The sequence below is a fragment of the Rhodopseudomonas parapalustris genome, from assembly GCF_053772255.1.
Window position 1 is genome coordinate 190,338 of sequence record NZ_JAMKBZ010000005.1, and the last position, 21,570, is coordinate 211,907.

Sequence of the window (21,570 nt, forward strand, 5' to 3'; positions counted from 1 at the left end):
TTCAAGAATATCAGCCGCCTGTGGGACGAAGCGCCGTGCTGCCGCCCTAATCGGCGGGTTGTTAAGGGCGATCCGGAATCGTAATAAGGCCCGCATGTCTGTCTTTTCGACGTGTTATTGGGCCAACGGGGACCATCGAACCTTGCCGGAGGAGCAGCCTTGATCATCCGACGTTTGATTGTACCAGCGGTTGCCGCCGCTTTCGTCTTTGAAGCCGTGCCGGCGCTGGCCCAAAGCGCGTTTCCCGCGCCATTGCCGAACCAGTCGGCCGCATCGCCGTTTCCGGCGCCGCTGCCCAATCAGTCGGCCGCCGGCACCGTCAACGACCCGGCTTTTCCCCCAGTCAACGGCTCGGGCGGAGCGTTCCCGGCTGCGGGCGCGGCTCCGATCGCCGGTGGCGGTGGCGCATTCGGTCCGCCGCCCGGCGCTGCGCCGATGGGCCAGCAGGCCGGCGGCGAAGCCTGCATGAACGACTTCCTCAAGCTGCGGAAAGAAGCCGAAAAGCGCGGTCAGGCGATTCAGGCTGCCGGCAAGCGCAAGGCACCGGCGGCGGAGGCCTGCAAGCTGATCGGCGCGTTCTCCAGTTCGGAAGTTGCGATGATCAAATACGTCGTCGGCAACGCCAAGCGCTGCGGCATTCCGAACGAAATCGCCGATCAGCTCAAGACCGGCCATAAGAGGACCGAGCAGATGCAGAAGCAGGTCTGCAACATCGCCGAGCAGCAGCAGCAGCGCGGCCCGGCCGGACCGAGCTTTGCCGATGTGCTCGGCTCGTCGACCGCTGCGCCGGAGGTGAACACCTCGGCCAAGAAGTTCGGCGGCACCACCTTCGACACGCTCAACGGCAACGTGCTGTCGCGATGAGCGGGATTCCGGCCAGCGGCGCGGCCGGGCGGGTCGCCGACTCGACAGGCAACTGGGTCGACAACCATGCGCCGCTGTGGACACGGCCATATCTGCGGCTGGCGCGGTTCGATCGCCCGATCGGCTCCTGGCTGCTGCTGATGCCGTGCCTGTGGTCGGCGGCGCTCGCCGCCGGCATGGCCCACGACCTCAGTCGCCTGCCGCTGTTCTGCGCGTTGTTCTTCATCGGCTCGTTCGTGATGCGCGGCGCCGGCTGCACCTGGAACGACATCACCGACCGCGATCTCGACGACAAGGTCGAGCGCACCCGTTCGCGGCCGATTCCGGCGGGGCAGGTCACCGCCAAGCAGGCCGCGGTGTTCATGGTGCTGCTGTGTTTGACCGGCCTCATCGTGCTGCTGCAGTTCAACAGCTTTGCGATCGCCACCGGTATCGCGTCGCTGATCATCGTGGCGGCCTATCCGTTCATGAAGCGGATCACCTATTGGCCGCAATTTGTGCTCGGGCTCGCGTTCTCTTGGGGCGCGCTAATGGGCTTTGCCGGCACTTTCGAGCGGCTCGATCTGGTGGCTTTCGTGCTCTACGCCGGTTCGATTGCCTGGGTGATCGGCTACGATACGGTGTACGCGCATCAGGACGCCGAAGACGACCTGATGGTCGGAATCAAGTCGACTGCGCTGCTGTTCGGCGAAAACACCAAGCTCGCGCTGGTGCTGCTGTTCGGCTTGGCCGTGAGCCTGATCGGCGTGGCGCTGAAGCTGGCCGATGCCGGCTGGCTCGCCTGGGTCGGCTTGGCTGCGTTCGCGGCACATCTGGTACAGCAGATCGTGCGGCTCGACATCCACGACAGCCCGCTGTGCCTGAAGCTGTTCAAGTCGAACCGTGATGCCGGCCTGCTGCTGTTCGGCGGTCTGGTGGCAGACGCGGTCTCACGTAGTATGGCGTGAGGCCGGGCGACGCCCGGCTCTCTCATCCAATCGTGATTAGTTGCGCGCGATGATCTCGCGTTCGCCGGCGAAGCTCTTCGGTGTGTCGAGCAGGCGGCCGACGCGTCGGCGCATCAGAAACCGCGGACGCCGCTTGCTGATCACATGACGGCGGCGGCGGCGCTGTGCCGGCTCGCGCTGCTTGTCTTCGGGAAGCTGCGGCAATCCGAAGATCTCGCTCCACAGTGCCCACATCCGGTCGATCTCCTCGGCATCGTCGCTGATCCCGAGTGGGATCGACAGTGACGGATCGCGATGCACCAGCATCAGCATCCGGCCGTCGTCCAGACCTCGGCAGCCGATGCCGCGGAAGTCGCTGACGCTGACGTTCACCGCCATTCGCATGCCGGCGACCGCGCGGCGTAGCACCACCCGCTCGCGATGTAGTTCGATTTGCCGAATGCCACCATCGGCGCGCACATCGTGCGCGTCGAAGCGGATCGGCAGTGAGAGAGGGTCGAGCCGCAAGTTGCGGCTCGACCCGGCGAGGTTGGCCCCGCCTGTTGCTGTTTGACGCCTCACGGCTTTGATCTCCCCGCCGGAATTATGTTCCCGGTCGATGCGAGAGAGCTTGCCAGAGCCCGGTCCGAATTCGCTTAATAAGGCTGGTTAATCGAAACTGACCCCGGCTGCTTCGCCGCTCATGATTGACAGAACCTTGGCCGACATGATTGACGCAATCTTGCGCTCGGCTTCGAAATTGATTTGTTCCGGTGCGGTCCAAAGTGCTTGAAGTCCGCGCCGAACAGGCACATCTGTGATGTTCGTAGCGAAGGTCGCTGCCCCCCGCGTCGTTACTTCCAGCCTTAGGAATTGTATTTGTGAACTCTTCACCAAGCGCACGCTCGCCGGCTTCGCCCCCTGTGGATTCCGCTTTGTTCGATCAGTCGGCTCTGAGCGATCTGGCACAGCGTCTGGTCGAGGCGGCGCGGCGCGCCGGCGCCGATCAGGCCGACGCGGTGGCGGTGCGCGGCGTGTCGCACGGCGTCGAAGTGCGCGACGGGCGGATGCAGGAATCTGAACGCTCGGAAGGCGATGATGTCGGGCTGCGGGTGATCGTCGGTCGCCGCCAGGCGGTCGTGTCTACCAACGACATCAGCGGTGATGCGGTCGCCAAGCTGGCCGAGCGGGCGGTGGCGATGGCGCGTGTGGCGCCGGACGACAAATATGTCGGTCTGGCCGACCCGGAACTGCTCGCGCGCGATTTTCCGGATCTCGATCTGCTCGATCCGCACACCCCGTCGACGGCCGAGCTGGAGCGTCGTGCGCGCGCCGCCGAGGCTGCGGCGCTCCAGGTTCCAGGGATCTCCAAATCGGGTGGCGCTTCGGCGTCCTCGGGGATCGGCGGCATGGTGCTGGTAACGTCCACAGGTTTCCACGGCGCGTTCCTGCGTTCCAGCCAGAGCATCTCGATGACCGCGATCGCGGGCGATGGCACCGGCATGGAGCGGGACTACGAGTACACCACGGCGCCGCACGCCGCCGACCTGATGTCGCCCGAGGAAGTCGGCCGCGTTGCCGGCGAGCGCACCGCGGCAAGGGTGGGGCCGCGCAAGGTTGAAACCTGCAAGGTGCCGGTGGTGTTCGATCCGCGCGTCGCGGGCTCGCTGGTCGGCCATCTGGTCGGCGCCGCCAACGGCGCCTCGATCGCGCGCAAGACCTCGTTCCTCAAAGACCGTCTGGGCCAGAAGCTGTTCAAGGACGGCATCCGCATCGTCGACGATCCGCTGCGCAAGCGCGGCCTGCGCTCGCAGGCGTTCGACGCCGAGGGCGTGGCGGTCAAGCCGCTGTCGATCGTCGACGACGGCGTGCTGACCTCGTGGCTGCTGGATTGCGCCACGGCGCGCGAGCTCGGTCTCACGACCACGGGGCACGCGCATCGCGGCGTGTCGTCGTCGCCGTCGCCGGGACCTTACAACCTGCATCTCGAAGCCGGTCCGCTCAGCCCCACCGAGCTGATCGCCGACATCAAGCAGGGCTTCTACGTCACCGACCTGATCGGTTCCGGCGTTAACGGCGTGACTGGCGACTACAGCCGCGGCGCCGCCGGGTTCTGGATCGAAAACGGTGAACGAACCTACGCGGTGAGCGAAGTCACCATCGCGGGACACCTGCTCGACATGTACAAGACGCTGACGCCGGCCAGCGACCTGACCTTCCGCTACGGCGTCAACGCGCCGACACTGCGGATCGAGGGGCTGACGATTGCCGGACGCTAGTCCTGATACCAAGCACAGTGCCGTCGCGCCGCAGGATGCGGCGCTGCTCGCCGATACGGTGCGCGAGGCCGGCGCGTTGGCGATGTCGATGTTCCGCACCGAGCTCAAGACCTGGACCAAGGGCGCTTCCTCGCCGGTGTCCGAAGCCGATATCGCGGTCGACGAATTGATTCGTGCGCGGCTGCAGGCGGCGACGCCGCACTACGGCTGGTTGTCGGAAGAGAGTGCCGATGATCTCACCCGGCTCGACAAGGACCGAGTGTGGATCGTCGATCCGATCGACGGCACCCGGGCCTATCTGGCCGGGCGCGAAGATTGGTGCGTCTCGGTGGCGCTGGTCGCAGGCAGCAAGCCGGTGCTGGCCGCAGTGTTTGCGCCCGTATCCGGCGAATTGTTTCTCGCGGCGCGCCACGCAGGTGCCACGCTGAACGGTGCCGCACTGCGGGCAAGTACCGGCACCACGATGGAAGGCGCAAAGGTCGCCGGGCCGAAGCCGCTGATCGAGCGATTAGCGCTGCCGACGAGTGCGCAGATTCTGCCGCGGATCGGGTCGCTGGCGTTGAGGCTGTGCCGGGTTGCCGACCGTCAGGTCGATGTTGCACTCGCAGGAGGGCAAAGTCGCGATTGGGATCTTGCCGCGGCCGATTTGATCGTGCACGAAGCGGGTGGTACAATGACAACTCTCACGGGTGAGACGATCGTGTACAACCGCTCCGAGGTCACGCATGGGGTGCTGGTGGCTGCCGGGTCTGATCGTCACGCCCGTATCGTCGAGTATTTTCGCGTCTCTCCATGAACCCGAGCGTGCGCAGAGCTGTTCGCTGCAGTGAGGAAGTTTGATGTCGGACAATGCGCAACAATTGCTCCACCTCGTAATTGGGGGTGAGTTGGAAGACCTCGAGAACGTGACCTTTCGCGATCTCGACAAGGTCGACATCGTCGGGGTGTACCCGAACTACGCAGCGGCTTACGCGGCATGGAAGGCCCGGGCGCATCAGACGGTCGATAATGCGCACATGCGGTACTTCATCGTTCATCTGCATCGACTGCTCGATCCCGAAAAAGAAGCCAAATCCGCGCAGCACTGACCGCGCAAGGTTGACGATGCCGCTTCGCGACAATGCGCGTCACCTTCGCGGTGACAGACGGGGCCGTTGATGGTCGATCCGGTTCCGATGACGCTTCGCGTCTATCGCAGGCTGACGGCCGCTGCCGCACCGTTGTCGTCGCTGTGGATCGGCCGGCGGCTGAAGCAGGGCAAGGAAGATCCGGCGCGGATCGGCGAACGGCGCGGACTGAGCAACGACGTCCGGCCGCACGGACCGGTGGTGTGGATCCACGGCGCCAGTGTCGGCGAGGTGTTGGCCGCAGCCGGGCTGATCGAACGCATCCGGGCGCTCAACCTGCGCATCCTGCTCACCTCCGGCACGCTGACCTCGGCGCAGGTGGTGGCGAACCGGTTTCCGCCCGACATCATCCACCAGTTCATCCCTTACGATGCGCCGCGCTTTGTCGCGCGCTTCCTCGATCACTGGCGTCCGAATCTGGCGCTGTTCATCGAATCCGACTTGTGGCCGAACCTGATCCTCGCCGCTTCGGCGCGGCGGGTGCCGATGGTGCTGATCAACGGCCGCATGTCGCAGCGGTCGTTTCCGCGCTGGCAGCGGGCCTCGGCGACGATCGGGGCGCTGCTCGGCCGGTTCGACATCTGCCTGGCGCAGTCCCGCGTCGACGGCGAGCGCTTCAGCGCGCTCGGCTGTCCGAGCGTGATCACCACCGGCAATCTGAAGATGGACGTCGCTCCGCCGCCGGCCGATCCGGGACGGCTCGAGCGGCTGCACGCGGTGACCCGCGGCCGGCCGGTGATCGTCGCGGCTTCGACGCATCCCGGCGAAGAGGAACTGCTGGTCGAAGCCCATCGCCAGCTCGCCACCACCTTCCCGACACTGCTCACGGTGATCGTGCCGCGGCATCCGCATCGCGGCGAACAGGTCGCGGGCGTCGTCGAGGCTGCCGGCCTGCCTGTGGCGCTGCGGTCGCGCGAGCAGCAGCCGATGGCGGCGACCGCGGTCTACATCGCCGACACCATGGGCGAACTCGGGCTGTTCTACCGTCTGGCGCCGATCGTGTTCATGGGCGGTTCGCTGGTCGAGCACGGCGGCCAGAATCCGATCGAGGCGGTGAAGCTCGGCTCGGCGGTCGTGCACGGTCCGCACGTTTCGAATTTCTCCGATGTCTATCGCGCTCTGGACGACGAGGGAGGCGCGTTCGTCGCGGCGGATGTCGACGCACTGGTGCTGCGGCTCCGATCGCTGCTGTCGAACCACGACGCGCGGCAGATCTCGATCATGGCGGCGACCAAAGTCGTCGATCGGCTCGGCGGTGCGCTCGATCGCACGATCGCGGCGCTCGAGCCCTATCTGCTGCAATTGCAGATCGAACAGGGCGCTACGGATGCGTGAGCCGGGCTTCTGGCACCGGCCTCCTTCCGTGGTTTCGCGCCTGTTGCTGCCGATCGCCGCAATCTACGGCGGCGTCGCCGCAGTGCGGATGCAGAAGGCCGGCACCGCGGTCGGTGTGCCGGTGCTGTGCGTCGGCAACTACCACATGGGCGGTGCCGGCAAGACGCCGACGACCCTCGCGCTGGCGGCGCTGCTACGCGAATTCGGTGAAACCCCCGTCGTCCTGAGCCGCGGCTATGGCGGACGGCTGCACGGGCCGGTGATGGTCGATCCGTCGCGGCACGGCGCCGCCGATGTCGGTGACGAGCCGCTGATGATGGCGGGGCGCGTGCCGGTGGTGATCGCGCGCGAACGCATCGACGGCGCGGCGCTGGCGGCGTCGCAGGGCGCGAGCGTCATCCTGATGGACGACGGCTTTCAGAACCCGGCGCTGATCAAGGACGCGGCGCTGATCGTCATCGACGGCCATCGCGGCGTCGGCAACGGCAGTGTGTTTCCCGCCGGACCGTTGCGCGCGCCGCTGTCGTTGCAGCTCTCTCGCACCGATGCGCTGGTGGTCGTCGGCGACGGCGCGGCGGCCGATGGCATCGCGGCGAAGATCGCGGACAGGGGCGGCGTCGTGTTGCGGGCACGGCTCGTCCCGGAGGCGGCGTCGGTCGATGCGTTACGCGGACGCCGCGTGCTGGCGTTCGCCGGCATCGGCGATCCAGCGCGGTTCGTCGCGACACTGCGCTCGAGTGGGGTGGACGTGGCGGCGCAGCGCGCCTTTGCCGATCACCATCCGTTCACGGCCGAGGAGCTGGCGGATCTCGTGGCGACCGCCGCACGCGACGGCTTGACGCTGGTGACGACGGAGAAGGATCTGGCGCGGATCGGGCCGGCTTCCGATGCGCTCGGCGCGGCGATCGTGCCATTCGCGGTCAAGCTGGTGTTCGACGACGAGGCGAGGCTGCGGATGTTCCTGCTCGACCGCCTCAATCGCGCGCGTGCCGCCGACTTCGCCGGACAGCGCTGACGCCTTGGTTCAGCCTTTGCCCTGCAGCGCTTCGGGATAATGCCGCTGTAGTACGGCTTCCGGAGTCGCGTAGGGTTCCTTGAGATCGACGCTCCAGTATTTCAGCTCGTCGAGTGGGATCTGCACCCCGGTGACGGCGCAGCGCACATAGGTGCCGGGCGAGATCACGCGGAAGTCGCCGTCGAGATACTGCACCTGGGCTTCGCCCGAACTCGAGAAGCCAAATTTGTTCAGCACGGCCGATCTCCTGGAAAACCGCAGGTTGCGAAACGATGTTCAGCCTGCGGGTCGATATCCCTGACAGATAGAACGGATGCGCCGCGTTGCAAACCGCCACGACGTCATGGCGGCGTCGTTTTCCAGCGGCCGGCGCTCGTCCGACTCTAAAACAGCGACCCCTGGCCAGCAGGCTTCACCTGCCGTTTTGGGGCCTTCGCCGCTGCCGATGCCGGTTTGGCGGGTTCTGCCGGCGATCCGCTGCCGCCGTCGGCGGTGACGCCGAGCCGGCCGTCGGCGAATTCGACGCTGAGCCGGGCGCCCGCCGCGACCGATCCGGCGGCATGCACCGAGCGGCCCTCGGCGTCCCGTACCAGCGCGAAGCCGCGCGCCAGCACGCCGCGGTACGATAGTGCGGTCAACAGCTTGCCGGTGGCGTCGATCCGCGCCCGCCGCCGCTCCAGCAGTGTAACCAAAGCTCGCCGCGCGCGCTCGGCGAGACGCTGCAGCCGCTCCTGCTCGCGGGCGATCCGCATCCGCTGCGCCTGGGCGTTGGCGAGCTTCGAGGCCTGCAGCCGCGCCGCAAGCCCTTCCAACCGGTCGCGGCGCTGGCGCAGCATGGCGCTGGCGCAGCGCTGCAGTTGCGTGCCGGAGACGTCGAGCCGATGCGCATTGTGCGCCACCTGGGCCCGCAGCACCTTCACCGTCATCCCCGCCGCTGCGGCGGCGAAACGGCGGTGGTGGGCGTTGGTATTGGCCCGCAGCGCGCGCGGCAGGGCGGCAGACGCGCTGTCGAGCCGTTGCCGCGGGATCGCCAGCAGGTCGGACGCGCCCGGCAGCGCGCGGGCGGCGGCGCGCAGCTCGTTGCGGCGAAAATCCTGGCCGCGCTGCCAGCTCGACAGCATTCTCCGCGCCAGCCCGCCGACCTCGACGAACAGCTCGGCGCGAACCGGCACCGCCATTTCGGCCGCCGCGGTCGGGGTCGGCGCGCGTTTGTCGGCGGCGAAGTCGATCAGGGTGACATCGGTTTCGTGGCCGACCGCCGAGATCAGCGGGATCATGCTGTCGGCTGCGGCGCGGACCACGATCTCTTCGTTGAACGACCACAGATCCTCCAACGAGCCGCCGCCGCGCGCGACGATCAACAGGTCCGGCCGCGGAATCGGGCCGTCTTCGGAGAGCGCGTTGAAGCCGTGGATCGCAGCCGCGACCTGCTCGGCCGAGCCTTCGCCCTGCACCCGCACCGGCCACACCAGCACCCGGCGGGGAAAGCGGTCTTCCAGCCGATGCAGGATGTCGCGGATCACAGCTCCGGTGGGAGAGGTGACGACGCCGATCACCTCGGGCAGCCATGGCAAGAGCTGCTTGCGCGCCTCGTCGAACAGGCCTTCGGCGGCGAGCTTCTTCTTGCGCTCCTCCATCAGCGCCATCAGGGCGCCGACGCCGGCAGGCTCCAGCGCCTCGATCACGATCTGATATTTCGAGGAGCCAGGATAGGTGGTGAGCTTGCCGGTGGCGATGACTTCGAGGCCCTCCTGCGGCTTGAACCGCATTCGTCCTGCGACGCCCTTCCAGATCACCGCCTCGATCTTGGCGCCCTCGTCCTTCAGCGCGAAATAGCAATGCCCCGACGAGTGCGGCCCGCGGAACCCGGTGATCTCGCCGCGCACCCGGACATGGCCGTAGGTGTCCTCCACCGTCCGCTTCAGTGCCTGCGACAGCTCGGAAACGGTGAATTCGCCGACATTGGCGAGGGCTTGGGGCGTTTGCAGTCGGGCCATGCGATTCGATCGGGGTTCAAGGGTGCGGCGGAAAGTAGGGACTTTCGCCTCGGCCGCCAACCCGCAGGCGGGCGGTCCGCCGTCCGGACATATCCACATCCGCGGCGGCGCGCGTTGCCGGAAGCGTGTCGCGTGTTACACCTCGCGGACCATCCACGGGCGCACGGTCAGGCTTTCATGAATATTCTCCTCCTCGGCTCGGGCGGGCGCGAACACGCGCTGGCCTGGAAGATCGCGGCGTCGCCGCTGGTCACCAAGCTGTGGTGCGCGCCGGGCAATGCCGGGATCGCCCGCGAGGCGACCTGTGTGGCGCTCGACATCGCCGACCATCCGGCCGTGATCGCGTTCTGCAAGGCCAATGCGGTCGACTTCGTGGTGGTCGGGCCGGAGGCGCCGCTCGCCGCCGGCATCGTGGACGATCTCGCCGCGGCCGGCATCAAGGCGTTCGGGCCCAGCCGCAAGGCGTCGCAGCTCGAAAGCTCCAAGGGGTTCACCAAGGATCTGTGCAAGGCGCACGACATCCCGACCGCAGCCTATGAGCGGTTCGGCGATCCGACCCAGGCCAAGGCCTATATCCGCGCACAGGGCGCGCCGATCGTGATCAAGGCCGACGGCCTTGCCGCTGGTAAGGGCGTGGTGGTGGCGAGCACGCTGGCCGAGGCTGAGGCCGCGGTCGATATGATGTTCGGCGGCGCGCTCGGATCGGCCGGCGTCGAAGTCGTGGTCGAGGATTTCCTGGTCGGCGAAGAGGCGTCGTTCTTCGTGTTGTGCGACGGCGAGCACGCGCTGCCGCTCGCCACCGCGCAGGACCACAAGCGCGCCTATGACGGCGACAAGGGACCGAACACCGGCGGCATGGGGGCGTATTCACCCGCACCGGTGATGACGGATGCGATCTGCAAACAGGCGATGGACCGGATCATCACGCCGACCCTGAAGGCGATGAAGGAGATGGGGGCGCCGTTCAAGGGCGTGCTGTTCGCGGGCCTGATGATCACCGAGGATGGTCCGCAACTGATCGAATACAACGTCCGCTTCGGCGATCCGGAGTGCCAGGTGCTGATGATGCGGATGATGTCCGACATCGTGCCGGCGCTGCTCGCCTGCGCCGACGGCCAGCTCTCGCATATCAGTCTGCGCTGGCACGCCGAGCCGGCGCTCACCGTGGTGATGGCCGCCAAGGGCTATCCGGGGTCTTACGAGAAGGGCACACGCATCGCCGGGCTGGAACGCGCCGACGCGATTGCCGGGGTGCAGATCTTCCACGCCGGCACGATCGCGTCGGGCGATTGGATTCTCGCCAATGGCGGCCGGGTGCTTGCCGTCACGGCCTCTGCCAAGACGGTCGCCGAAGCCCAGCGCCGCGCCTATGAGGCGATCGGCGTGATCAACTGGCCCGAAGGCTTCTGCCGCCGCGATATCGGCTGGCAGGCGGTGGCGCGGGAACGGCGAGGGAAGTAACTGCGTTGCTATGCCCTCACCCTGAGGAGCGCGCCTTGGCGCGCGTCTCGAAGGGCGAGGGCGCTGCCCATCCTTCGAGACGCGGTCCTTCGGACCGCTCCTCAGGATGAGGATGCGCGCGTAGCTTACTTCTGATCGTCATTGCGAGGAGCGAAGCGACGAAGCAATCCAGTTCCGCGCACAGGGCCTCTGGATTGCTTCGCTGCGCTCGCAATGACGGATAACTAACTGAGGGAGAAACCGCCGATGCCCGATCTCGCCGACTTGTTCCCGGGCTTCGGCTCGGAATGGATCAACACCTCGTCGGGCCGGATCTTCGCCCGCGTCGGCGGCGACGGGCCGCCGCTGCTGCTGTTGCACGGATTTCCGCAGACCCATGTGATGTGGCACCGCGTCGCGCCGAAGCTGGCGGAGCGGTTCAAGGTGATCGTCGCTGATCTGCCCGGTTACGGCTGGTCCGACATGCCGGAGAGCGACGAGCAGCACACGCCCTACACCAAGCGGGCGATGGCCAAGCAATTGATCGAAGCGATGGAGCAGCTCGGACATGTGCACTTCGCGCTTGCCGGGCACGATCGCGGCGCTCGCGTCAGCTATCGGATGGCGCTGGATTCACCGGGCCGGCTGTCGAAGCTCGCGGTGCTGGATATCCTGCCGACCTACGAATACTGGCAGCGCATGAACCGCGCCTATGCGCTGAAGATCTATCACTGGAGCTTCCTGGCGCAGCCGGCGCCGCTGCCGGAAAACCTGCTCGGCGGCGATCCTGATTTCTACGTGAAGGCCAAGCTGGCGAGCTGGACGCGGGCCGGTGATCTCTCTGCGTTCGATCCGCGTGCCGTCGAGCATTACCGCATCGCGTTTGCCGACCCGATGCGGCGGCACGTGATGTGCGAGGACTACCGCGCCGGCGCCTATGCGGATTTCGAGCACGACAAGGCCGATATCGAAGCCGGCAACAAGATTCCGATGCCGATGCTGGCGCTGTGGGGCGCCTCCGGCATCGCGCAGTCCGCCGCGACGCCGGTGGATGTCTGGAGAAAATGGGCAACCACTGTGCAGGGCGCGCCGATCGAATCCGGGCATTTCCTGCCCGAGGAAGCGCCGGATCAGACCGCCGAGGCGCTGGTTAAGTTCTTCAGCGCCGCGCCCTGAAGAACTCCCGCAGCATCGTTGCGGCTTCGCGCTCGCCGACCGCGGAATACACTTCCGGCGCGTGGTGACAGGTCGGCTGGCCGTAGAACCGCACGCCGGATTCGACCGCGCCGCCTTTCGGATCGAACGCGCCGAAATACAGGCGCCGGATCCGCGCGAACGAGATCGCGCCGGCGCACATCGTGCACGGCTCCAGCGTGACGTAGAGATCGCAATCGACCAGCCGCTCGCTGCCGAGCTTGGCCGCCGCCTCCCGGATCGCCAGCAGTTCGGCGTGGGCGGTGGGGTCGCGGTCGGTCAGGGTGCGGTTGCCGGCCTTGGCGATCACCACGCCGTCGCGGACGATCACACAGCCGATCGGCACCTCGCCGGCGGCCCCGGCCGCCGCCGCCTCGGCCAGCGCCATTTCCATGAAAGAGGACGTGGTCATGCTCGTCGTGGCTCGTATTGCGCGAAATTCTCTGCTAGGAGGGCTGCTTCAGCGAAAGTGGATGGCGGCCTTGCGTGACCCTGCGGCTTTGATGAAAAGCGCGCGCTCACCTTGCCGCGAGCCGTTCCCGAACGCCTGAGCATCGTTTCCGCTTCCGACAGAAAGACCCGTCATGCCCCGCGACACCAAGAAAGACAACGCTTCTGCGCGGGGCCGCCGCGATCGGCCATCGGGCGGCAAAGGGCCGGGTGGGGGTGGGCGCGGCTTCTCCGGCGGCAAAGGTCCGGCGGGCGGCAAGGGCCGCTCCGGCGCCGCGCGCGGTCCGGACAAGAAATTCGCCAAACGCGCCGCCGAAGGCGGCGGCGAGGGACGTGGCGAGAAGACCTACGCCAAGAAGTCGTTCGGCGGTGACGCCAAGCGCTCGTTCGGCGGCGAGGGCAAGCGGCCCTATGCCAAGCGCGACGGGGCTGCGCCGCGTCGGGATTTCGCCGATCGGCCGCGCCGCGACGAGGGCGATGCGCCGCGCCCGCGCTTTGCGCGCGACGATCGGCCCGCGCGCAGCGGCGGCGACCGTCCCGATCGCGGCCCGCGCAAGGAATTCGGCGACCGTCCGGAGCGCGGTCCCCGCAAGGAGTTCGGCGATCGGCCCAAGCGTGATTTCGGTGACCGTCCCAAGCGCGATTTTGCCGATCGGCCGAAGCGCCCGTTCAAGCGCGACGGCGAGCCGGGTCGCGACCGCGGCGACGAGAAGCCGTGGCGCGCCCGCGAAGACCGGCCGGCCCGTGCCGCCGGCGATCGCGACCGCAAGTTCGACAAGGGCGGCTTCGACAAGCCGCGGTTCTCCAAATCGCGTGACGACAAGCCGCGCTTCGACCGTGATCGAGGCGACAAACCCCGATTCGACAAGCCCCGCGGCGACAAGCCCAGGTTCGATCGTGGCGAGCGCTCCGACCGCCCCGAACGCAGCGGCGATCGGCCGAAATTCTCCCGGCCGCGCGACGGCGAGCGCGGCGAACAGCGTCCGTTCCGTGAGCGCAGCTTCGATCGTCCGCGCGAGGATCGGCCGCGAAGTGACCGCCCGCGGGAGGACCGTCCGCAGCGCGACCGTGCCGCCAGGCATGGCGACTGGCACGAGCATCCGAAGAACGAGGGCCGCGGCTTCGATCGTCCGCGCACGAGCCGCGACGATGAGCGCAGCTTCGACCGCCCGCGCCGCGACAACGAGGACGGCGGCCGAATCTTCGCCAAGCGTCCGGCGTTCGGCGGCCGCGGAGCGTTTCGCAAGCAGGATCCGGCAGCTTCCAAGCGGAAGCCGGCGGCGCCGGCCAAGTCCGACAAGGCCGGCGAGCGCATCGCCAAGGTGGTGGCGCGCGCTGGTCTGTGCTCGCGGCGCGATGCCGAGGCGTGGATCACGGAAGGGCGTGTCACCGTCAATGGCAAGGTGATCGATTCGCCGGCGCTCGACGTCAAAGCCAGCGACGTCATCACCATCGACGGCAAGCCGTTGCCGGAGCGCGAGCGCACGCGGCTGTTTTTGTATCACAAGCCGCGCGGGCTGATGACGACGCACAGCGATCCGGAAGGCCGGCCGACGGTGTTCGATCATCTGCCCGACGGGTTGCCGCGGCTGATCTCGATCGGCCGTCTCGACTTCAACACCGAGGGCCTGCTGCTGCTCACCAATGACGGCGGTCTCGCTCGCGCGCTCGAACTGCCCGAGACCGGCTGGCTGCGCCGCTACCGGGTTCGCGCCCATGGCGAGATCACCCAGGCGCAGCTCGACGAGCTGCAGAACGGCATCGAGGTCGACGGTGTGCAATACGGCCCGATCGAGGCCAAGCTGGAGCGTGACCAGGGCGCCAATGTCTGGCTGGTGTTCGCGATCCGCGAGGGCAAGAACCGCGAAGTGCGTAACGTGCTGGCGCATCTCGGCCTCGAGGTAAACCGGCTGATCCGCGTCTCCTACGGCCCGTTCCAACTGCTCGAGCTTGGCGAAGGCGAGGTCGACGAGGTCAAGACCCGCGTACTGCGCGATCAGCTCGGCGAGAAGGTGATTGCGCTGGCCGGCTGCGACTTCGCAGGCCCCTCGCCGAGCGAGACCAAACCGAAGCCGCGCGCCGGCAAGGTCGTGTCGGCCGAGGAGTGGGCGGTGGCCGAGGCTGCACCCGCGCCGAAGAAGACGATTACCAAGCGCGGCGCGGTCGAAGACCGCAAGGGCCGCAAGGTCAAGGTCGAACGCACCGCCAGCGAGGGCGGCGATCGCCCGCTGTCGCGCGGCCCCGCCCGCCGCTACCACGGCAAACGCGACCTCGCGCCGAAAGACGAGTGAGTTCGGTTTTATGCTGATCGAGGGCACGGCGCTTATGCTCCCTCCCCCCTTGCGGGGGAGGGGCGGGGTGAGGGGGAGCTACGAAGCAAGGTTTTGCTTGTGGACCCCCACCCCCGTCCCCTCCCCGCAAGGGGGAGGGGAGCGCGCCTCGCTCGTGTCGAGCTACCTGCAATCTCAACGAGCCCTCCCATGCGTGTGATCGGCGGGCGGCTGCGCGGGCGTAATCTGGTGGCGCCGTCGTCGCGGGAGATTCGGCCGACGGCGGATCGGTTGCGCGAGTCGGTGTTCAACATCCTGATGCACGCTTACGAGAATCCGCTGCTCGATGCCCGGGTCCTCGACCTGTTCGCCGGCACCGGCGCGCTCGGCATCGAGGCGTCGTCGCGCGGCGCTAAATTCGTGCTGTTTGTCGACAATGGCGCCGAGGCGCGGGCATTGCTGCGCGCCAATGTCGAGACGCTGGGGCTCGGCGGCGTCAGCAAAGTATATCGCCGCGACGCCGGCAATCTCGGCCCGGCGCATCCGGTCGAACCATTCGGCGTCGCGTTTCTCGATCCGCCGTACCGAAAGCAGCTCGCCGAGGCTTCCCTCGCGTCGCTGCGCGATGGCGGTTGGCTGCTGCCGGGCGCGCTGGTGATCGTCGAGGAAGCCAAGGACGCCGGCTTTACGGCTCCCGCCGGCTACACCGAACTCGACCGCCGCGCCTATGACGACACCGAGTTCACGTTCCTGCGGTTCGGGGCGGGCGAGTAGTCCGTTTTTTTCGGACGTCATTCCGGGGCGCTCGCGAAGCGAGCGAACCCGGAATCCAGAGGTTGTCTCGCACGGCGCAGAACAGGTCGAGATTCCGGGTTCGCGAACTGCGTTCGCGCCCCGGAATGACGGTGCACGTCGGAAGTTACAAATCCGCCGCGGCGATCCAGAACACTTCGGCTTCGGAGTCTTCGCTGTCGAGCCACAGCAGCGGGAGCTGCGGGAATTCGTCTTCGATCTGCGGGCGGCAGCGGCCGACTTCGCACAGCAGGCCGCCCTCCGGGTTGAGGTGATCTTTCGCCTCGGCGAGGATGCGGCGGATGATGGAAAGACCATCGTCGCCGCCATCGAACGCCATCGCCGGCTCGGTGCGGCACTCGGCTGGCAGGCTGGCCATTCCCTCGGCATCGACATAAGGCGGGTTGGTGATGATCAGGTCGTAACGCTCCTCGCCGAGCGGACCGAACAGGTCGCCCTGATACAGGCTGACGCGATCGTCGAGCCGGTGTTCGGCGACGTTGCGGGCCGCGACCGCGAGCGCATCCTTCGATAGATCGACAGCGTCGATCGTGGCGTTCGGGAAGGCGTAAGCGGCGAGGATCGCAAGGCAGCCCGAGCCGGTGCAGAGGTCGAGCACGCGCTCGACCGCCTCGGGCGCGTCGATCAGCGAAGTGTCGCCGCCGTCGAAATGCGAGTCCAGCAGTTCGCCGATGAAGGAGCGTGGCACGATCACCCGCTCGTCGACATAGAACGGCACGCCGCGCATGTAGATCTTGTTCACCAGATACGCCGCGGGCAGCCGCGTGGCGATGCGGCGCTCGATCAGGCCGAGGATCGCGGCGGCTTCGCGCGTGGTCACCCGGGCGGAGGCGAACATCTCGAACTGATCGGGATGCAGATGCAGCGTCTCGCCGATCAGGAACACGGCTTCGGCGATCGGATCGGTGGTGCCGTGCGCGAACACCACGCCGGCTTCGGCGAAGCGGCTGACAGCGTAGCGGACGAAATCGAGCAGCGTGACCAGTTCGCCCGGCGCCACCTTCGGCGGCTTGGCAGCCGCAGCCTTGGCCACGACGCTGCGTTTGGCGGGCTTCGCCTTGGCGGATTTCGCCGCCGTTTTAGATTTGCCCGCCTTGGTCTTCGCGGTCGCCTTCTTCGCCATCAATCCTTGCTCCATCGCGCCAGCGCAGCGTCGTCGCGGCTGTGCGCCTCGACCCAGCGCGACTCGCCGGAGCGCTCCTCGCGCTTCCAGAACGGCGCGTTGGCCTTCAGATAATCCATCAGGAACTCCGCCGCTGCGAACGCCGTCTGGCGATGCGCCGAAGCCGCCAGCACCAGCACGATATTGTCGCCCGGCACCAGCCGGCCGACGCGGTGGACGATCGTCAGCGCGGTGACCGCGGGCCAGCGCTTGATCGCCTCGTCGGCGTGGCGCTGGATTTCCTCCTCGGCCATGCCGGGATAGTGCTCGAGCGTCAGCGCGGCGACGGTATCGTCGCCTTCGATGCCGCGGCACAGGCCGGTGAACGACACCACCGCGCCGATGTCGGTGCGGCCCTTCGTCAGCGCCGTGATTTCTGCGGCGATGTCGAAATCGGCTTCCTGAATGCGGATGGTCACCGGAACGGTCATCGGATCATCCCGTGCGTGAATGGCATCAACCGCCGGTCATCGGCGGGAAGAACGCGACTTCGCGGGCGCCGGCGATCGGCGTCTCGGCGCGAACATGGGCGCGGTCGATCGCGGCGCGGATCACGCCGGGCTTTTCGAACGCCAGCGCATAGCCGTCGCCGCGCGCCGCCAGCCAGCCTATCAGGTCGGCGACGGTGGCAATCCCCGGCGGCGGTTCGACGATCTCTTCGTCGACACCGATCCGCTCGCGCACCCAGGCGAAATACTTCACCTTCATGCCTGATCCTCTTCGATCAGATGGTGGATGCCGGCGCGGAAGTAATCGTAGCCGGTGTACATCGTCAGCAGCGCCGACAGCCACAGCAGCGAGACGCCGATTTCTGTGGTGAAGGGCAGGATCTGGTTGCCGGCCTCGCCGGCGAGCAGGAAGCCGATAGCGACAAGCTGCGCGGTGGTCTTCCATTTCGCCAGCCGCGTCACCGGCACGCTGACGCGCAGCGCGGCGAGATATTCGCGCAGGCCCGACACCAGGATTTCGCGGCACAGGATCACGATCGCCGCCCACAGCGTCCAGCCATGGATGATGCTGTCCGCGGCCAGCATCAGCAGGCAGGATGCTACCAGCAGCTTGTCGGCGATCGGATCGAGCATCCGGCCGAACGCCGAGTGCTGGTCCCAGATCCGGGCGAAATGGCCGTCGAGAAAGTCGGTGATCGCCGCAGCGATGAAGACGGCGAGCGCGACCCAGCGCAGCGCCAGCGGGCCGCCGAGGATCGACTGCGCGAAGATGCAGCCGACCACCACCGGAATTGCGGCGATACGCGCGTAGGTGAGGATGTTCGGAAGCGTCAGCGACGTCTTCGTTCCCCGCGCCGGCGCTCTGGTCGAAACGTTGTTCATCGCAGCTTACCAATACTGCCCGCAGCAGAAGGTCAACCTCCGGTGCCGGCGTCTCCGTTCCGTATCAGGAAAAGGTGAAATCCGCATGGGGCGCGGCGGCTCCAGGTGCCGCCGACTTTGGTCGGGGGGCGCTGCGCATCATCCGGGCCGAGCATGGAAGAACTCGAAGATTCGCCGCGCGCTTTCGGCACTGATTCCCGGAACCTTGCCGAGGTCGGCGATCGACGCCCGCTCGATCTCCTTCAGCGTCCCGAAGTGCAAGAGCAGGGCACGCTTGCGCGTCGGGCCGATGCCGGGGATCTCCTGCAGGCCGGCCTCGCGGATGTCCTTCTTGCGCAGCGTGCGGTGTGAGCCGATCACGAAACGATGCGCCTCGTCGCGCAGCCGCTGGATGAAATACAGCACCGGGTCGCGCGGCTCGAGCTTGATGGCATCGCGTTCCGGCAGGAACAGGGTCTCGCGCCCGGCGTCGCGGTCCGGGCCCTTGGCGACGCCGAGCAGCGTGACCTGATCGGTCAAGCCGATCCCGGCCAGCGCCTCGCGCGCGGCGTTGAGCTGGCCGCGACCGCCGTCGATGATCACGAGGTCCGGCCATTGCGGCACGTCGTCGTCCTTCGGCTTGGCGGGCGCATCGCCCTCCGCCGGCGGCGTCACCAGCCGCTTGAACCGCCGCTGCAGCACTTCGCGCATCATTGCGTAGTCGTCGCCGGGCGTCAGCCCTTCGGAGCGGATGTTGAACTTGCGGTACTGGTTCTTGATGAAGCCGTCGGGGCCTGCGACGATCATCGCGCCGACCGCGTTGGTGCCCTGGATGTGGCTGTTGTCGTAGACCTCGATCCGCTGCGGCGCCTTCGGCAGGCCGAGCGTGGCGGCGAGGTTCTCCAGCAGCCGGGCCTGGGTGGCGGTGTCGGCGAGCTTGCGGCCGAGCGCTTCGCGGGCGTTGGTCTGGGCGTGGGCGACAAGTTCCTTCTTCTCGCCGCGCTTGGGCGCCGACAATTCGACCTTGCGTCCGGCCTTGACGCTGAGCGCGTCGCCGAGCAGTTCGGCCTCTTCGATCTCGTGCGACAACAGGATCAGCTTCGGCGGCGGCTTGTCGTCGTAGAACTGCGCCACGAACGCGCCGAGCACCTCCTCGGGCGTGAAGGTCTTTTCCGCGCGCGGGAAATAGGCGCGGTTGCCCCAGTTCTGGCCGGTGCGGAAGAAGAACACCTCGACGCAGGAATAGCCGCCGTCTTGATGGATCGCGAACACGTCGGCTTCCTCGACGGTGCGCGGATTGATGCCCTGCTGTGATTGGATCGCCGACAGCGCCGCCAGCCGGTCGCGGTACAGCGCCGCGGTCTCGAATTCGAGCTCGCCGGAGGCCTTTTCCATCTCGGCCGCCAGCAATTGCTTCACCGCCCGGCTGCGGCCGGACAGGAAGTCGGTCGCCTCGCGGACCAGCTCGCTGTAGCCGGGAAAGTCGACCTCGCCGGTGCAGGGGCCGGCGCAGCGCCGGATCTGGTACAGCAGGCACGGCCGGGTCCGGCTCTCGAAGAACGAGTCGGTACAGGAGCGCACCAGAAACGCGCGCTGTAGCGCCGTGATGGTGCGGTTCACCGCGCCGGCCGAGGCGAACGGACCGAAGTACCGCCCGGGACGGCTCTGCGCGCCGCGGTGTTTGAGGATCTGCGGCGCCCAATGGTCGCCGGTGATCAGGATATAGGGAAACGACTTGTCGTCGCGGAGCTGGACGTTGAAGCGCGGCCGGAGCTGCTTGATCAGGTTGGCTTCGAGCAGCAGCGCCTCGGTCTCGGTGGTGGTGGAGATCACCTCGACCTCGACGGTGAGCGCGATCATGCGGGCGATCCGCAGCACCTGGCCGGTCGGGCGGGCGTAGGACGCCAGCCGCTTCTTCACGTTCTTGGCCTTGCCGACGTAGAGCACGTCGCGCTCGGCGTTCAGCATCCGGTAGACGCCAGGCGAGGTCGGGGCCAGCCGCACCGCGCGGGCGATCGCCGAGCGGCCGACCGCGAGCGGCCCGGCGGCGATGGGCGTAGCCGTCTCCGCATCCGGCTCGTCCTCGGTCTCGGGCAGGCGCGCCTCGTCGTCCTCCTCGACCGCAAGCGCAGCGGTCTCGGCGTCGATGTCCTGCGTTCCGGCGGCCGGGCGCGCCTCCGCGGCGGGCGTGGCCGTGGCGGCGGAGGGGGCGTCGGCGGATGGTTCGGCCGCGGTCGTCTGCTGCGCGGCGGGATCGTGAATCATGGCGGCCCCAACCTATGCGCTCGACCCCGCCGGTGCCAGCGCGAGGCGCCGGCGCGGAACCAGGCCGGCGGAAATTTCCCTGCCCTGCCATGCTGTTGCCGCGATGGCCGGGGAGTAAGATTTTGTTAACGATGCACCTTGGAACCGGGGCCGGGTTAAGAACCGCTTAACTTAAAACTCTCGATAAATTCGACAGGAAAAGTGAGCAAAGCCGTAACCATTCGGGACATTTTCCTATCGGCCCTCGGGCGGCCGATGACCGGACGCTGATCGCGCCGCCGCTGGCGCGGGCCGTGTCGTCGAGGAGAGTAAGATGCGTAAAGTTACACTGGCAGCGGCGGCCGTGATTGCCGCGAGCGTTTCGACGGCTCAGGCGGCCGACATGGGGTACTATCGGTCGAACGCCCCCTACACCGTCAACCAGCCGCTGAATGCGTTCAGTTGGGCCGGCCCCTATCTCGGCGGCAACCTGGGCTACTCCTGGGGCAACGTCACCAACAACATCACCAAGCCGTCCGGCTTCTCCGGCGGCGTGCAGGGCGGCTACAACTGGCAGTCCGGCAACATCGTGTTCGGTCTCGAGGGCGACATCCAGTTCTCGACCGCCGACGACACCTTCGCGCCCTACAAGTTCTCGAACCCCTGGTTCGGAACCGCCCGCGGTCGCCTCGGCTACGCGATGAACGACGTGCTGCTCTATGCCACCGGCGGTCTGGCGTTCGGCCAGCTCAAGGGTCAGAACCTGCTCTCCAGCGAGAGCCACAGCAGCGCCGGCTGGACGGTCGGTGCCGGTGCCGAATTCGCCTTCGCGCCGCGCTTGAGCGCCAAGGTCGAGTATCTGTACGGCAGCCTGTCGACCAGCAACTTCTTCATCACCAACATGCCGAACGGCTACAATTTCGGTGTGGTCCGGGCCGGCATCAACTACCACTTCTAAGCCGCGACGAAACCTTCGCGATCAAGAAACTCGACGACCACAACTCCCGGCCGCATGCGGCCGGGATTTTCTTTGATGATGCAACGGATTTGGCTCTTTCCCGAGGGCACCAAGTCTTCATCCTCGAGCCCAGCTTAGCCGGGCGTCTCGAAGGATGAAGGGATGCATGGCTGCGGCGCATGGTCG

Annotated in this window: 21 protein-coding genes; 12 read left to right on the forward strand and 9 right to left on the reverse strand. The window is 67.2% G+C overall.

The features are described 5' to 3' along the window. Window positions 1-159: 159 nt before the first annotated feature. Both M9H71_RS07145 and ubiA read left to right on the forward strand, forming a co-directional pair. A complete protein-coding gene (locus tag M9H71_RS07145) occupies window positions 160-864 on the forward strand; it encodes a hypothetical protein (RefSeq protein WP_455404363.1) in 705 nt (234 codons plus the stop codon). Next, window positions 861-1,811, forward strand: a complete 951-nt coding sequence (gene ubiA / locus M9H71_RS07150) for a 4-hydroxybenzoate octaprenyltransferase (RefSeq protein ID WP_012494858.1) — start codon at window positions 861-863, stop codon at window positions 1,809-1,811. Before M9H71_RS07145 ends, ubiA begins: the two co-directional genes overlap by 4 nt. Window positions 1,812-1,847: 36 nt before the next feature. Here ubiA and M9H71_RS07155 read toward each other — a convergent pair whose 3' ends face one another. Next, window positions 1,848-2,372, reverse strand: a complete 525-nt coding sequence (locus M9H71_RS07155; protein WP_012494859.1) for a DUF6101 family protein — start codon at window positions 2,370-2,372, stop codon at window positions 1,848-1,850. A 299-nt stretch (window positions 2,373-2,671) separates the two neighbouring features. Here M9H71_RS07155 and M9H71_RS07160 point away from each other — a divergent pair, with 299 nt between their 5' ends. The 5 genes from M9H71_RS07160 (at window position 2,672) to lpxK (ending at window position 7,546) form a co-directional block, all read left to right on the forward strand. Continuing rightward, window positions 2,672-4,069, forward strand: a complete 1,398-nt coding sequence (locus tag M9H71_RS07160; protein WP_455404364.1) for a TldD/PmbA family protein — start codon at window positions 2,672-2,674, stop codon at window positions 4,067-4,069. Then, window positions 4,056-4,865 (forward strand): 3'(2'),5'-bisphosphate nucleotidase CysQ, encoded by an 810-nt coding sequence (locus M9H71_RS07165; protein WP_455404365.1) that lies wholly within the window; start codon window positions 4,056-4,058, stop codon window positions 4,863-4,865. Before M9H71_RS07160 ends, M9H71_RS07165 begins: the two co-directional genes overlap by 14 nt. Before the next feature lie 43 nt (window positions 4,866-4,908). Next, complete coding sequence (locus tag M9H71_RS07170; RefSeq protein WP_164604859.1) at window positions 4,909-5,157, forward strand: DUF4170 domain-containing protein; 249 nt, start codon at window positions 4,909-4,911, stop codon at window positions 5,155-5,157. 69 nt (window positions 5,158-5,226) lie between these two features. After that, window positions 5,227-6,531, forward strand: a complete 1,305-nt coding sequence (locus M9H71_RS07175; RefSeq protein ID WP_455404366.1) for a 3-deoxy-D-manno-octulosonic acid transferase — start codon at window positions 5,227-5,229, stop codon at window positions 6,529-6,531. Continuing rightward, window positions 6,524-7,546, forward strand: coding sequence for a tetraacyldisaccharide 4'-kinase (gene lpxK / locus M9H71_RS07180; protein WP_455404367.1), 1,023 nt, complete (start codon window positions 6,524-6,526; stop codon window positions 7,544-7,546). Before M9H71_RS07175 ends, lpxK begins: the two co-directional genes overlap by 8 nt. A 9-nt stretch (window positions 7,547-7,555) precedes the next feature. On the opposite strand, the gene M9H71_RS07185 is transcribed toward lpxK, so the two are convergent. Continuing rightward, on the reverse strand, window positions 7,556-7,783 hold the full coding sequence (locus M9H71_RS07185) for a DUF2093 domain-containing protein (RefSeq protein WP_455404368.1): 228 nt from the start codon (window positions 7,781-7,783) through the stop codon (window positions 7,556-7,558). Window positions 7,784-7,929: 146 nt separating this feature from the next. Then, window positions 7,930-9,543, reverse strand: coding sequence for an exodeoxyribonuclease VII large subunit (gene xseA / locus M9H71_RS07190; protein ID WP_455404369.1), 1,614 nt, complete (start codon window positions 9,541-9,543; stop codon window positions 7,930-7,932). A 177-nt stretch (window positions 9,544-9,720) separates the two neighbouring features. Here xseA and purD point away from each other — a divergent pair, with 177 nt between their 5' ends. Together purD and M9H71_RS07200 are read left to right on the forward strand one after the other, a co-directional pair. Then, a complete protein-coding gene (gene purD, locus M9H71_RS07195) occupies window positions 9,721-11,004 on the forward strand; it encodes a phosphoribosylamine--glycine ligase (RefSeq protein ID WP_455404370.1) in 1,284 nt (427 codons plus the stop codon). 246 nt (window positions 11,005-11,250) lie between these two features. Continuing rightward, window positions 11,251-12,159, forward strand: coding sequence for an alpha/beta fold hydrolase (locus tag M9H71_RS07200; protein WP_230762226.1), 909 nt, complete (start codon window positions 11,251-11,253; stop codon window positions 12,157-12,159). On the opposite strand, the gene M9H71_RS07205 is transcribed toward M9H71_RS07200, so the two are convergent. Continuing rightward, a complete protein-coding gene (locus tag M9H71_RS07205; RefSeq protein ID WP_455404371.1) occupies window positions 12,143-12,589 on the reverse strand; it encodes a nucleoside deaminase in 447 nt (148 codons plus the stop codon). The genes M9H71_RS07200 and M9H71_RS07205 overlap by 17 nt on opposite strands. A 172-nt stretch (window positions 12,590-12,761) precedes the next feature. On the opposite strand from M9H71_RS07205, the gene M9H71_RS07210 reads away from it, so the two are divergent. Together M9H71_RS07210 and rsmD are read left to right on the forward strand one after the other, a co-directional pair. Beyond that, window positions 12,762-14,918, forward strand: coding sequence for a pseudouridine synthase (locus tag M9H71_RS07210; protein WP_455404372.1), 2,157 nt, complete (start codon window positions 12,762-12,764; stop codon window positions 14,916-14,918). Between the two features lie 189 nt (window positions 14,919-15,107). Then, the gene (gene rsmD / locus M9H71_RS07215) at window positions 15,108-15,671 is read left to right on the forward strand and encodes a 16S rRNA (guanine(966)-N(2))-methyltransferase RsmD (RefSeq protein WP_455404373.1); all 564 of its coding nucleotides are present in this window, start codon (window positions 15,108-15,110) and stop codon (window positions 15,669-15,671) included. 145 nt (window positions 15,672-15,816) lie between these two features. Here rsmD and prmB read toward each other — a convergent pair whose 3' ends face one another. The 5 genes from prmB to uvrC all read right to left on the reverse strand — a co-directional run bounded on the left by prmB (window position 15,817) and on the right by uvrC (window position 20,447). Further along, window positions 15,817-16,833, reverse strand: a complete 1,017-nt coding sequence (gene prmB, locus M9H71_RS07220) for a 50S ribosomal protein L3 N(5)-glutamine methyltransferase (RefSeq protein ID WP_455404374.1) — start codon at window positions 16,831-16,833, stop codon at window positions 15,817-15,819. Next, window positions 16,833-17,303, reverse strand: a complete 471-nt coding sequence (locus M9H71_RS07225; RefSeq protein ID WP_455404375.1) for a molybdenum cofactor biosynthesis protein MoaE — start codon at window positions 17,301-17,303, stop codon at window positions 16,833-16,835. Before M9H71_RS07225 ends, prmB begins: the two co-directional genes overlap by 1 nt. 25 nt (window positions 17,304-17,328) lie before the next feature. Then, window positions 17,329-17,580, reverse strand: a complete 252-nt coding sequence (gene moaD, locus M9H71_RS07230) for a molybdopterin converting factor subunit 1 (protein ID WP_455404376.1) — start codon at window positions 17,578-17,580, stop codon at window positions 17,329-17,331. Then, entirely contained in the window at window positions 17,577-18,203 is a 627-nt protein-coding gene (gene pgsA, locus M9H71_RS07235) for a CDP-diacylglycerol--glycerol-3-phosphate 3-phosphatidyltransferase (protein WP_164602240.1), read from the reverse strand. The genes moaD and pgsA overlap by 4 nt, the downstream gene beginning before the upstream one ends. Window positions 18,204-18,341: 138 nt before the next feature. Next, window positions 18,342-20,447: an excinuclease ABC subunit UvrC gene (gene uvrC, locus M9H71_RS07240; protein ID WP_455404377.1), complete on the reverse strand. Its 2,106-nt coding sequence runs from the start codon at window positions 20,445-20,447 to the stop codon at window positions 18,342-18,344. A gap of 313 nt (window positions 20,448-20,760) precedes the next feature. On the opposite strand from uvrC, the gene M9H71_RS07245 reads away from it, so the two are divergent. Further along, window positions 20,761-21,384, forward strand: a complete 624-nt coding sequence (locus M9H71_RS07245) for an outer membrane protein (RefSeq protein ID WP_164602244.1) — start codon at window positions 20,761-20,763, stop codon at window positions 21,382-21,384. Window positions 21,385-21,570: the final 186 nt, after the last annotated feature.